The sequence below is a fragment of the Mesorhizobium denitrificans genome, from assembly GCF_003403035.1.
Lineage (GTDB): Bacteria > Pseudomonadota > Alphaproteobacteria > Rhizobiales > Rhizobiaceae > Mesorhizobium_G > Mesorhizobium_G denitrificans.
The window spans coordinates 48,236-60,563 of sequence record NZ_QURN01000009.1 but is presented as its reverse complement, the minus strand read 5'-3'; the positions used below and the strand labels follow the sequence as shown (position 1 = coordinate 60,563).

The following is a 12,328-nucleotide window of genomic DNA, read 5'->3' as shown; positions in this document are numbered from 1 at the left end:
AATTTTCAACCACTATGGAGCCCAATAAATCTCGACCGGCTGGCGCGCGGCATCCATAACGCGGCGGATCGGTAGATGCGCGCCGGGCGCAAGCGCGCGCTCAAGCGTCGTCATTTTCTCCGCGCCTTCGATGTGCAGGGCGATGAAGCCGGCATCGAGCAAAGGCGGCAAGGTAAGCGTCAGGCGCGACTCACCGGCGCTCACCGCATGAACACCCGAAACGGTTTGCGCGCCGGCGGGGTCGAGCAGGGCTTCCAACTCGTCGGCGTCGGGAAAAAATGAGGCGGTGTGGCCGTCATTGCCCATGCCGAGAATGGCGACATCGATGGAACGACCAAGCGCCTTGAAGCGGTGCCGGGCGGACGCGGTATCGGAGGCAAGATCGCCGGATTTGTAGAGTGGCAGGAAGGTCGCGGCGCTGGCGCGGTTCACCAGCAGCTTGGACTTGACCAGCGCTGCGTTGGAGCGCGGCGAGGTGTCCGGCACGAGGCGCTCGTCAACCAGCGTGACAGTGACCTTCGACCAGTCAATGTCGGCGCTGGACAGCGTTTCAAAAAACAGGCCCGGCGTGGACCCGCCAGACACGGCCAGCACCGCGCCGCCGCTCGCCTTGATCGCAGCGGCAAGATGCTCGCTGACTGCCTGCGCGAGTGCGCGGGCGAGATCACCACGCGTCTCAAACTCGTGCAGGTTCGGCGATGCCATCAGTCGCCCTCGTGCCAGGTGCGACCGTCGCGCTCGATGAGGGCGATGGAGGCGGACGGCCCCCACGTGCCAGCGGTGTAGCCCTGCACTTCCTGCCGGTTTTCCGCCCAGGCCTTGAGGATGGGATCGGCCCATGTCCACGCGGCTTCAACCTCGTCACGGCGCATGAACAGGGTCTGCGACCCGCGAATGACATCCATGATGAGGCGCTCGTAAGCATCCGGCGCGCGACCGGTGAAGTTTTGTGCGAAGGTCATGTCGAGCGGAATCTGCCGCAGGCGCATACCGCCCGGACCGGGGTCCTTCATCATGATGAATTGCTTTACGCCTTCATCCGGCTGCAGGCGGATGATGAGCTGGTTATTGTACACATTGCCAGCCGATTCATCGAAGATTGAATGCGGTATCTGCTTGAATTCAATGCAGATTTCCGAAACGCGCGTCGACAGCCGCTTGCCGGTGCGCAGATAGAACGGCACGCCCGCCCAACGCCAATTCGCAATCTCGGCTTTGATGGCGACGAAGGTTTCGGTGTCGCTCGGCTTTCCGAGCTCTTCCGTGTAGCCCATCACCGCGCCGCCCGACGAAGCGCCCGCCTTGTATTGGCCGCGAACAGTCTGCTTTGGTGCTTCTTGACCATTGATGCGCTTGAGCGAGCGCAGCACTTTTAGCTTTTCATCGCGCACGGCATTGGCGTCCATCGAGGACGGCGGCTCCATCGCGACAAGGCAGAGAAGCTGGAGCATGTGGTTCTGCACCATGTCGCGCAACGCGCCCGCCGTATCGTAATAGGTGACGCGATCTTCCAGTCCGACTGTTTCGGCGACGGTGATCTGCACATGGTCGATGTGCGCGGAGTTCCACAGCGGTTCGTAGAGCGCATTTGCAAAGCGCAGCGCCATAAGGTTCTGCACCGTTTCTTTGCCGAGGTAGTGATCGATGCGGAAAATCTGGTGCTCGCCGAAATCCGCGCCGATCAGGTCGTTGAGTTCTTTGGCCGATATCAGATCTCGCCCGATGGGTTTTTCGACAACGATGCGGCTGTTGGCGGTCACAAGATCGTGTTGCTTCAGCTTGTGCGAAATTTCACCGAACAGTGCAGGGGCTACGGCGAGATAAAACGCGCGGATGCTCTGACTGTCGCCAATCGCCTGCTTGAGTCGGTCAAACCCGTCGCCACTCTTGGCATCGACCGCGACATATGAAATGCGGGCGATGAACTTCCGCAATTCATCCTCGTTGATGTCTTCCGGCTTCACATGCTCGCGGATGGCCTTTTCCGCAAATTGCTTGAACTCGTCGTCGCTCATATGAGAGCGCGATGCACCGATGATGCGGGTGGGCTCGGAAAACTGTTGGTCGCATTGCCGGAAATATAGCGCGGGAAGAAGCTTGCGCTCGGACAGGTCGCCCGTGCCGCCAAATATGATGAAATCGAATGGATCGACCTTGATGATGTGGCTTGTCATATGCGTCTCGCGTCGGGCCGCTCTAAAAACGGCTGTTTAATCTAATCGATTTAAAAAGACCAGTGCCTTTCTGTCGCATTCGCGCTGGCCCTGCTGATTTGCGCAAAAAGCATTTTGCGCATGGCAGATGCTGTCCGCAACATGCGTCAAACAAATGGCAGATATGCAAAGGGCGTATTTGTGGCGCGCGAATTATTGTTTTGTGGTGATTGCAGCGGTCAGGTCAGCACTGGCGCGCACCCATGAAGGGCTTGGAGCGGTGTAGCTGCGGCTCGCGGCCCACCATGCAAGAGCGGCCACAACAACGCCGCCGAATACGTCGGCAACGTGATGCCCGCCGATGACCAGAATCGACGGCAGGGTTACGAGTTGGATGACGCCGAACACGTAGTTTATGGGCCGGTATGGCCAGACTGCCGCAAGGCCAAACAGCAGCATGATGGTATGGAACGAGGGAAAGCCGATCAGGCCGGCATATTCGGGACCGGTCAAATCTGTAACCCCGGCGCGGACAATCCGGTATATCTCAAGTGCGTGTTCGGAATTGCCGGACGGGTGTATGATCCGAGCCACTTCGGGGCTCAGGACTTGCAGGGCAGCGGGCCCGGCGGTCGGGAACAGCACCCACACGAAGAGTGTTACGAGCGAGGCATATGTGATGCCCAATATGACGGTGTAGAGCCTTTTGCGGTCGCCCATCAAAGCCAGAAAAACCATCGAGACAACCAGCAGCGGAAGGGTGAGCTCGTAAGCCTGCCACAGCACCTCGCTAAGCATCGGCACCGAAGCGACCCATGTGCAGGCCGCCTGCCAGGAATAGCCGAAATAGGAATCGAAGGCGATCAATTGTGCATCGACCGGATTGCTCGCCAGCGGAAGCACCAGCAGGTTCAGCAACGAGCATGGGCCGGAGAACAGGAACGCCGCGCCAAGCGCATTCGCCATCAACTCCATGCGGCCATTGGGAAAATAGCGGCGCAGGATTTGGCCCGCGATCAGGAAACCTCCCGCGAAGGCCAGCGGCGACACCACATAGCTGAGCGTGACCGTGACACCCTTTTGCCAGATCAGGCACAGGTTCACCGCAATCAGGACAAGGCAGATGCCGAGGACTATGCGTTCGGCGCGACAAAATTGCATCGGGAAACCTGCGGAAATTTCGGGCGAACCTATCGGGGCCGAGTAAATTTCCCTTAAACAGCGGTGGTGGCTCTTTAGCATTCAGATGAATGAAGATGGCACTGGACCTGCCGATTTGCGCTTGCGCATCTTGCGCATGGGGGATGCTGTCCGCAACATGCGCCCAACACAGACGGTTATGCAAAGGTTGTGACTATGGGTGCGCCGCTTTCAACAACAATCGCGCAGGGTCGCGCGTTCATGCAACTCATTGACGGCAGGTCGGTCGATGCGCTTTCGGGCGCGCGGATCGACGTGCTCTGCCCATCTGACGGCAAGGTGTTTGCGTCCATTCCTGCATCCGGCGCGGCCGATGTGGACCTGGCCGTCAAGGCCGCGCGCCGCGCATTTGAGGACGGGCCGTGGAGCCGCATGCCCGCAGTGGAACGTGGACGCTGCCTGACGCGGCTGTTTCATCTGGTGGAAAAGCACGGCGACGAACTGGCAGCGCTGGAGGCGCGAGACACGGGCAAGCCGGCGCGACAGGGCAAGACGGATGTGGCCGGCACCATGCGCTATTATGAGTTTTACGGCGGCGCGGCTGACAAGATTCACGGCGATACGATCCCGTTTCTGGAGGGCTTTACGGCGCTGACACTGCGCGAGCCGCATGGGGTCGTGGCTGGGATCATTCCGTGGAATTATCCGCTTCAGATTTTGGCGCGCGTGGTTGGCGCTGCACTCGCAATGGGCAATACGCTGGTGGTGAAGCCCGCCGAGGATGCTTCGCTGACGGCTATACGCATTGCGGAACTTGCGCTTGAGGCGGGCGTGCCGCCCGGCGTGTTCAACGTGATTACCGGTTACGGCCGCGACGCGGGCGCAACACTCTCGGCGCATCCTGAAGTGGATTATGTGACCTTTACAGGCTCGCCTTTGACCGGCACAGCGATTCAGCAGGCGGCGGCGGTGAACAATCGCGGTGTAACCATGGAACTTGGCGGCAAGTCTCCGCAGATCGTGTTTGCCGACGCGAATATCGAAGCGGCGCTGCCGGTGCTGGTCAATGCGATTATCCAGAATGGCGGGCAGACCTGTTCGGCGGGCAGCCGCGTGCTGATCGAAAAGCCGATTTACGAGCGCGTGGCGACTGCGCTGGCCGAGCGGTTCTCCGCTTTGGTTGCGGGGCCGCATGAGGCAGACCGCGACCTCGGCGCACTGATCAACGCAAAGCAGCGCGACCGCGTTGCGGGCATGGTTGCTGCGGCGGAAGAAGCGGGCGCGACAGTTTTGGCGCGCGGAAGCATTGACCCGGATGCACCGTCCGGTGGGTTTTATCAGCCGCCCGTGCTATTCGGCTCGGTCGATCCGACGATTCAACTGGCGCAGGATGAGGTGTTTGGCCCGGTTCTGGCGCTGCTGCCGTTTGACGATGAGGCGGATGCTTTGCGGCTGGCGAACGGCACCGAGTTCGGACTGGTGGCCAGCGTTTGGACACTTGACGGCGCGCGCCAGCATCGGGTCGCCAAACGCGTGCGCGCGGGGCAGGTTTTTGTGAACGGCTATGGCGCCGGTGGCGGCATCGAACTGCCCTTCGGCGGGTTCAAGAAATCCGGCCACGGACGCGAAAAGGGCTTTGAAGCGCTGTTCGATATGTCCGCGACCAAGACCATCGTTTTCAATCACGGTTGAGTAAGCATGCCTCGTTTGAAAGACAAAGTCGCGATTATTACTGGCGCAGCGTCCGGCTTCGGTGAAGGCATGGCGCGGCGGTTTGCCGAGGAAGGCGCGAGGGTCGTTGTCGCGGATCTGAACACCGTGGGCGCGCAACGCGTTGCGGACGAGATTGGAAACGGTGCCATCTGGACGCAGACAGATGTTTCGCAGCGTTCCGAATTTCAGGAAATGGTCGATGCGGCGATGAACGCGTTCGGGCGCATCGACATCATGGTCAACAATGCGGGCTATACGCACAAGAACGGCAGTTTGCTGGATATTGGCGAGGAAGCGTTCGACCTTATCACCGCAATCAATATGAAGGCGATTTACCACTCGACGCTGGCGGTGGTTCCCATCATGGAGCGGCAGGGCGGCGGTGCGATTTTGACAACCGCATCGACAGCGGGCTTGCGGCCACGGCCGGGGCTGACCTGGTATAACGCGTCGAAAGGTTGGGCGATCATCGCCACAAAATCCATGGCTGTGGAACTCGCGCCGAAGCGCATTCGCGTGAATTGTCTATGTCCCGTCGCGGGCGAAACCGGAATGCTCGCGAGGTTCATGGGCGAGGACACACCGGAGCGTCGGGCGCAGTTCAAATCCTCAATCCCGCTCGGACGATTTTCAACACCGGCGGATATCGCCAACGCCGCGCTGTTTTTGTGCTCCGACGAGTCCGAGTTCTTGACCGGCGTGGCATTGGAGGTCGATGGCGGGCGGTGTGTTTAAGGCGGGCTTGTGTCGTTTCAAATTGCGACCTTCGCGCTGCAAAAACAGCTTTGTTTTACGAGATAGCGCGGACGTTCAAGTATGCGCGCCAAATGCCTCTTCCATTTTAGCAAGTTACGGAATAAGGCTGCGATTGGAATTGGCGTCGTCCAATTCCGGGGTGTCACAACCCCAAACAGAGAGGTCTGTGCCAACCGAAAACGGCACCTCCTGGTATTTTGATGCCGGGGAGGCCACGGCGTATGTCCAGAGCTTCGGCTTAAAGGCCGTGGCAGCCGTCTCTGTACGGTTTGTGAACTCCCCGGTCACCATAGGGGCAGTGGGGCAAGTATGGCCCCTTGGTGACCGCTTACTTCACGGGGAGCGGTGATGGAAAACTATAGTTTCTGGCAGGATTTTTTCGCGACATACCGTTCGTCGCCTGACGCAATTAAAGCCTTATGGCTCATCGTACCCCGACATTCGCAGTTGCACTTGTGCGAGTCGCGTTGAAGTCGCCGTGCCGGAAAATCCGACAAGAAACCGTTCTGGATATTACAACCGTTGAGCGTCCTGCCGAATACAGGAACGAAGAGGTCTTGATATTCCTGGGAGGCCGCTTGTTCGACAGATTTGAGGTTCCCAGCAAATCGGACCGAGAGAGCTAGCGCGGGTTCTGCTTGCTTAACCCAAGTTTCCCGCTACAAAGTGACGTTTACGAAAACGTCAAATGGGGAACTGCCAATGGCATTGCCGGCCATACTGAAAGACAATCTGCGCATTCCGGTTGTTGCGGCGCCGATGTTTATCATCGCGCATCCGCTATCCGTGCTGGCGCAGTGCAAGGCGGGCGTTGTCGGCTCGTTTCCGGCGCTGAATGCCCGGCCCGAAGCGCAGCTTGACGAATGGCTGGCGCAGATCACCGAAGAGCTTGCAGCGTATAATGCCGCTAATCCGCAGCGTCCTGCCGCGCCGTTCGCGGTGAACCAGATCGTGCATAAGTCGAACGCTCGACTGCAGCACGATCTGATGATGTGCGTGAAGTATAAAGTGCCGGTCGTGATCTCGTCGCTGGGTGCAGTGGAGGAGGTCAATCAGGCAGTACATTCCTATGGCGGTATCGTGCTGCACGACATCATTCATGATCGCCACGCCCGCAAGGCAATCGAAAAGGGCGCCGATGGGTTGATCGCAGTGGCAGCAGGCGCGGGCGGTCATGCGGGCACGCTTTCGCCCTTCGCGCTGGTGCAGGAAATTCGCCAGTGGTTTGACGGGCCGCTGTTGCTGTCGGGCGCTATTGCGAACGGCGGCGCCGTGCTGGCGACACAGGCGATGGGTGCGGACCTCGCCTATATCGGCTCGCCGTTTATTGCCACCACCGAGGCGCGCGCGCCCGACGAATACAAGCAGATGATCGTGGATTCAAAAGCCGCGGATATTGTGTATTCGAACCTGTTTACCGGCGTGCACGGGAATTATCTGAAAGGGTCAATTCGCGCGCAGGGCATGGACCCCGACAATCTGCCGCAATCCGATCCGACCAAGATGAATTTTGGCGCAGGCGACTCCAAGGCGTGGAAACAAATCTGGGGCTGCGGGCAGGGGATTGGCGTGATCGACAAGGTCGTGCCCGTGGCGGAATTGGTCGATAGGTTGGCGGCGGAATATACCGAGGCAAAGCGGAAGCTTTGCGCGGGGTAGCCCGCAAAGGCAGCTGTGTTTTTGCGGCATAAAGATACGCTGCCCCTCACCCTTGCCTCTCCCTGCTCTTCGCGGGGTTAGGGGCATCATTGGCGCCAAAGCGGTAGCTCTAGATCCGGTCGCGGAGGGCGTACCAGTTCAGCGCCAGGAATAGCAGCGGGGCGCGGAAGCGGCGACCGCCGGGGAAGGGCGGAATCTTCAAATCCTCAAACAGCTTGAGCCGGTTGCGATTGCCGCCCACGGTTTCCGCATAAAGCTTACCCACGAAGTTTGACAGCATGACGCCGTGGCCCGAATAGCCGCCCGCTGAAATGACGTTGGGCATGACCTCGCGCACCCACGGCTTGCGCGGCATGGTGATGCCGACATAGCCGCCCCAGCCATGGGTGATTTCGACATCTTTCAAGAACGGGTAGATTTCTGCGATCTGCTTGCGGATGTGGATGTGAATGTCTTTCGGATCGTTGACGGCATAGATTTCGCGACCGCCGAACAGCAGCCGGTTGTCGGGCGACTTACGGAAATAACGCACCACGAAGCGGCTGTCGTCCACGGACTCCCAACCGGGAATTACGGGCGTATCGGCGGGCAGCGGCACAGTCGCGCCGATGAAGGAGCCGATGGGCATGACATGCGAGGCACTCTGCGGCTCAAGATTGCCGCCATAGGCGTTGACCGCGATGAGCGCCTTATCCGCGGTGATGGTGCCGCGCGGCGTTTTCACCACGACCTTGCCGCCGGTCGACGAAATATCGCTGGCGCTGGTCTGCTCGTAAAGTTCCGCACCGGCGGCGGCTGCGGCCCTGGCGATGCCAACCAGCAGTTTGAGCGGGTTGATGTGACCGGTGGCGGTATCTCTCGTACCGCCATAATAGACGGTGGAACCCAGGCGCTCGGCAGTTTCCTTCGCATCCATGAAGGTGATGTGCGGATAGTCGAAGCGGGTCGCCATGATTTCGGCGTGGGCGCGGTAGTCGTTCACATAGCGCGGCTTGTGGGCCACCGACATCTGGCCGACGCGATAATCCATATCGATGCCGTTTGCTGCGGTAAATTCGAGCAGATGGGCCTTCGCTTCCTCGGCAAGATCGAACAACGCCTTGGCGCGGGTGAAGCCATATTCGGCTTCCATCTCTTCGGCCCAAGCGCGCTGCCCGGTGCCGAACTGGCCTCCGTTGCGGCCCGATGCTCCATCACCGAAACGATGCGATTCAATAAGAATAACGCGCGTTCCGGCCTTGGCTAAATGCACCGCCGCCGACAGGCCGGTGAAGCCGCCGCCGATGATGACGACATCCGTGCGGCGGTCGCCATCGAGCGCTGGATAAACCGGGCGGTCAGGCACGGTGTCCTCATACCAAGACAGACCGGGCGAAATGGGCGATTGATAAGCCATGATCAGACGTTCAGCAGCAGATATTCGCGCTCCCAAGGCGAGATCACTTCCATGAAAGTCTCGAACTCGGCGCGCTTGATGGCGGCGTAGGTGTTGGCGAATTGCACGCCAAGCAACTGGCGCAGATCTTCATCCTGCTCGAACAGGTCAACCGCTTCCAGCAAGCCGCGCGGCAGGTCGATCTCGTCCTCATTGGCGGTGGTGGTGACGGCCGCCTCGCATGGAATCTTGTTGACGATGCCGATGAGGCCGCAAGCAAGTGACGAAGCAAGCGCGAGATAGGGGTTCGCGTCCGACGACGGGATGCGGTTTTCCACGCGGCGCGCGGCTGGGTCTGAGCGCGGCACGCGGAAGGCTGTGGTGCGGTTGTCGTAACCCCATTTGTTGTTGACCGGCGCTGATGCGGCCTGCGTCAAGCGGCGATAGGAGTTGACGTAAGGCGCGAACATGACCAGCGCGTTCGGCACATGCTTTTGCATACCGCCGAGGAAGTGGAAAAACGCCTCGCTCTCCGTGCCATCAGCGATGGTGAAGACGTTCTTACCGGTCTTCTTGTCGATGATCGATTGGTGAATGTGCATGGCCGATCCGGGCTGGCCCTGAATCGGCTTGGCCATGAAGGTGGCGTAGACATCGTGCTTGAGTGCAGCTTCGCGGATGGTGCGCTTGAACAGGAATACCTGATCTGCAAGCTCCAGCGGGTCGCCGTGACGCAGGTTGATTTCAAGCTGGCCAGCGCCTTCCTCATGAATGAGCGTGTCGATCTCCAGACCCTGCGCCTCGGAGAAATGATAGATGTCGTCGATCAGTTCGTCATATTCGTTGACGCCCGCGATAGAATAGCCCGAACCACCCGCAATGGGACGGCCGGAGCGACCAACCGGCGGCGACAGCGGGTAGTCGGGGTCGGGGTTCTTGCGAACAAGATAGAACTCGATTTCCGGCGCGACGACAGGCTTCAGGCCGCGCTTGTCATAGGCGTCCATCACCCGGCGCAGCACATTGCGCGGCGTGAACTCCACCATGCGACCATCCTGATGGACGAGGTCGCAGATGACCTGCGCGGTGGGGTCGGATTCCCACGGAACGACCGAGAGGGTGGACAGGTCCGGTACGAGCTTCAGGTCGCCGTCGTCTTCCGGATATTCGAAGCCCTTACCGTCTTCCGGGTAGTCGCCGGAGATCGTCATCATGAAGGGCGCGGAGGGCAACGCGAGCGACGTGTTCGACGTAAATTTGTTAGACGGCATCATCTTGCCGCGGGCAACGCCCGCTTGGTCCGGCGTGATGCATTCAATGTCCTCAATGCCGCGCCATTCCAGCCAGCTTGAGGCTTCTTTCCAGTTTTTGACACCGCGAGGTTTGTTGAGAAAGGCAGGTATGCGTTTGCTTGCGCCACGTGACTTCGGGCGGGTTTCCTTTTTCGGATCTGGCATCAATCACCAATTGTGTTGCGGATGCCTGAATCTGCCACTGTGGCAGAAATAAGGGAAGGGGGGCTCAGAGAATAAGAGGTTTGTTTAAGCGAAACTGGGTGGATTTTGAGAAAAACCTCCACCGCAGCGTCACCCTCGGCCATATGCCGAGGGTCTGCCTACATCGGCCATAAGCGCGATTTACGTTTGTAGCAGATCCTCGGGTCAAGCCCGAGGATGACGCTGGAGGAAGGTTTACGCGTGTTGTGTTGCTCACGCGTGCTGCTGGGTGACGATGACTGGAATGAGCAGGTCGCCCCAGTTTCCGTTACCGCCGTGGTGGCGGGCAGAGCGCACCAGCTCGACTGAAACGCCGGCCTCGACTGCCTTCATCACGGCCTGATTCAGGCGGTGCAGGTCGTTGGCTACGATACGGATCGCAGCCTGTTGTTCGTCGCTCATGGCCGACGACTGTTCTTCGGCCCGTTCCTTGACCCGTGTTCGAGGTGTCATGTCGTTCTCCCTTGGTATGCTGGGTTAAATGGGTGGCGCCGGGAACTGTTTCCTCCGCGCATTCCCGGCGCGCCAGCGATGTTATTCAGCCGCTGGCTTGAACTGCTCGTGCTCGGTCGAGTCGCGCATTGCGGTGGTCGACGACTTGCCGCCCGTGATGGCGAGCGACACGGCGTCGAAATAGCCGGTGCCGACTTCGCGCTGGTGCTTGGTTGCGGTGTAACCATTGGCCTCTGCCGCAAATTCAGCTTCCTGCAACTCGGAATAGGCCGCCATCTGGCGCTCCTTATATCCGCGCGCCAACTCGAACATGCCGAAGTTGAGCTGATGGAAACCAGCCAGCGTGATGAACTGGAACTTGTAGCCCATCGCGCCGAGTTCGCGCTGGAACTTCGCAATGGTCGCGTCGTCCAGATTCTTCTTCCAGTTGAAGGATGGCGAACAATTGTAAGCCAGCTTCTTGCCGGGGTGCGCCTTCTGCACGGCTTCCGCAAATTTGCGCGCCTGGGCGAGATCGGGCTTGCCCGTTTCCATCCAGATCAGGTCGCAATACGGAGCGTAAGCGATGGCGCGCGCGATGCACGGGTCAATGCCATTCTGAACTTGATAGAAACCCTCTACGGTGCGGCCAGCCTTGTAATCGACGAACGGCTTGTCGCGCTCGTCAATGTCGGAGGTGAGCAGCTTGGCGGCTTCCGCATCGGTGCGCGCAACGATCAGCGTCGGCACGCCCATGACGTCCGCAGCGAGGCGCGCGGCAGTGAGGTTGCGGATGTGCGCGGCGGTCGGGATCAAGACCTTGCCGCCGAGATGACCGCACTTCTTTTCCGATGCAAGCTGGTCCTCGAAGTGAACGCCCGCGGCGCCCGCTTCAATGAAAGCCTTCATGATTTCGAAAGCGTTCAAAGGTCCGCCGAAACCGGCTTCCGCGTCTGCGACGATCGGCGCAAACCACGTATCGACAGACAGGCCTTTGCCTTCCGAGGTTTCGATCTGGTCAGCGCGCTGCAGCGTGCGGTTGATGCGCTTGGCGAGTTCCGGCGCGGCGTTGGCCGGATACAGCGACTGGTCGGGATACATGGCCGAAGCAGTGTTGGCGTCTGCCGCGACCTGCCAGCCGGAAAGGTAGATCGCCTTCAAGCCGGCGCGAACCATCTGCATGGCCTGATTGCCGGAGAGCGCGCCCAGCGCGTTGACGAAATCTTCCTCGTGAATGAGCTTCCAGAGACGGTTTGCGCCGTTTTCGGCCAGCGTGTGACGGATCTGGACGGAGCCGCGCAGGCGCTTCACGTCTTCCGGCGAATAGGGCCGGTCAATGCCCTCATAGCGGCCTTCCGGCGCTGAGGGGACGAGGTTGTAAAAATCAGTCATTGCGACAACTCCGATAAATCCAGTTTTTTTGATGGCAAAGTGAGGCTTGGGAGAAACCGCACTTCAATCCTGTGACTACGTTTACATTGCACCGCGAAAGAAACGCGAGCATTTTCAGGAATTACAGGGAATGTTTAGAGAAAATCTGTGTTGTGATTGACTGGAATGGTGTGTAAATTTGTAAAATATGTAAAAATCAGATCGCTGTAAAT

General features: G+C 59.4%; 10 protein-coding genes. 3 read left to right on the top strand and 7 right to left on the bottom strand.

Annotated features, from left to right (window positions below):
• Nucleotides 1-12: 12 nt before the first annotated feature.
• From pgl to DY251_RS12935, 3 genes are all read right to left on the bottom strand, one after another.
• The gene (gene pgl / locus DY251_RS12945; RefSeq protein WP_116624328.1) at nucleotides 13-705 is read right to left on the bottom strand and encodes a 6-phosphogluconolactonase; all 693 of its coding nucleotides are present in this window, start codon (nucleotides 703-705) and stop codon (nucleotides 13-15) included.
• On the bottom strand, nucleotides 705-2,174 hold the full coding sequence (zwf, locus tag DY251_RS12940; RefSeq protein ID WP_116624327.1) for a glucose-6-phosphate dehydrogenase: 1,470 nt from the start codon (nucleotides 2,172-2,174) through the stop codon (nucleotides 705-707). Before zwf ends, pgl begins: the two co-directional genes overlap by 1 nt.
• Before the next feature lie 192 nt (nucleotides 2,175-2,366).
• The gene (locus DY251_RS12935) at nucleotides 2,367-3,314 is read right to left on the bottom strand and encodes a phosphatase PAP2 family protein (protein WP_158553255.1); all 948 of its coding nucleotides are present in this window, start codon (nucleotides 3,312-3,314) and stop codon (nucleotides 2,367-2,369) included.
• Nucleotides 3,315-3,509: 195 nt separating this feature from the next.
• On the opposite strand from DY251_RS12935, the gene DY251_RS12930 reads away from it, so the two are divergent.
• The 3 genes from DY251_RS12930 to DY251_RS12920 all read left to right on the top strand — a co-directional run bounded on the left by DY251_RS12930 (nucleotide 3,510) and on the right by DY251_RS12920 (nucleotide 7,421).
• Nucleotides 3,510-4,985, top strand: a complete 1,476-nt coding sequence (locus tag DY251_RS12930; protein ID WP_116624325.1) for an aldehyde dehydrogenase family protein — start codon at nucleotides 3,510-3,512, stop codon at nucleotides 4,983-4,985.
• Between the two features lie 6 nt (nucleotides 4,986-4,991).
• The gene (locus DY251_RS12925; protein WP_116624324.1) at nucleotides 4,992-5,741 is read left to right on the top strand and encodes an SDR family oxidoreductase; all 750 of its coding nucleotides are present in this window, start codon (nucleotides 4,992-4,994) and stop codon (nucleotides 5,739-5,741) included.
• A gap of 723 nt (nucleotides 5,742-6,464) precedes the next feature.
• On the top strand, nucleotides 6,465-7,421 hold the full coding sequence (locus DY251_RS12920) for an NAD(P)H-dependent flavin oxidoreductase (RefSeq protein WP_116624323.1): 957 nt from the start codon (nucleotides 6,465-6,467) through the stop codon (nucleotides 7,419-7,421).
• 109 nt (nucleotides 7,422-7,530) lie between these two features.
• Here DY251_RS12920 and DY251_RS12915 read toward each other — a convergent pair whose 3' ends face one another.
• From DY251_RS12915 to aceA, 4 genes are all read right to left on the bottom strand, one after another.
• On the bottom strand, nucleotides 7,531-8,817 hold the full coding sequence (locus DY251_RS12915; protein ID WP_116624322.1) for an NAD(P)/FAD-dependent oxidoreductase: 1,287 nt from the start codon (nucleotides 8,815-8,817) through the stop codon (nucleotides 7,531-7,533).
• 2 nt (nucleotides 8,818-8,819) lie between these two features.
• Nucleotides 8,820-10,253 (bottom strand): glutamine synthetase family protein, encoded by a 1,434-nt coding sequence (locus DY251_RS12910; RefSeq protein ID WP_116624321.1) that lies wholly within the window; start codon nucleotides 10,251-10,253, stop codon nucleotides 8,820-8,822.
• Nucleotides 10,254-10,505: 252 nt separating this feature from the next.
• Nucleotides 10,506-10,745: an SMc00767 family acetate metabolism repressor gene (locus DY251_RS12905; protein ID WP_116624320.1), complete on the bottom strand. Its 240-nt coding sequence runs from the start codon at nucleotides 10,743-10,745 to the stop codon at nucleotides 10,506-10,508.
• An 81-nt stretch (nucleotides 10,746-10,826) separates the two neighbouring features.
• A complete protein-coding gene (aceA, locus tag DY251_RS12900; RefSeq protein ID WP_116624319.1) occupies nucleotides 10,827-12,116 on the bottom strand; it encodes an isocitrate lyase in 1,290 nt (429 codons plus the stop codon).
• Nucleotides 12,117-12,328: the final 212 nt, after the last annotated feature.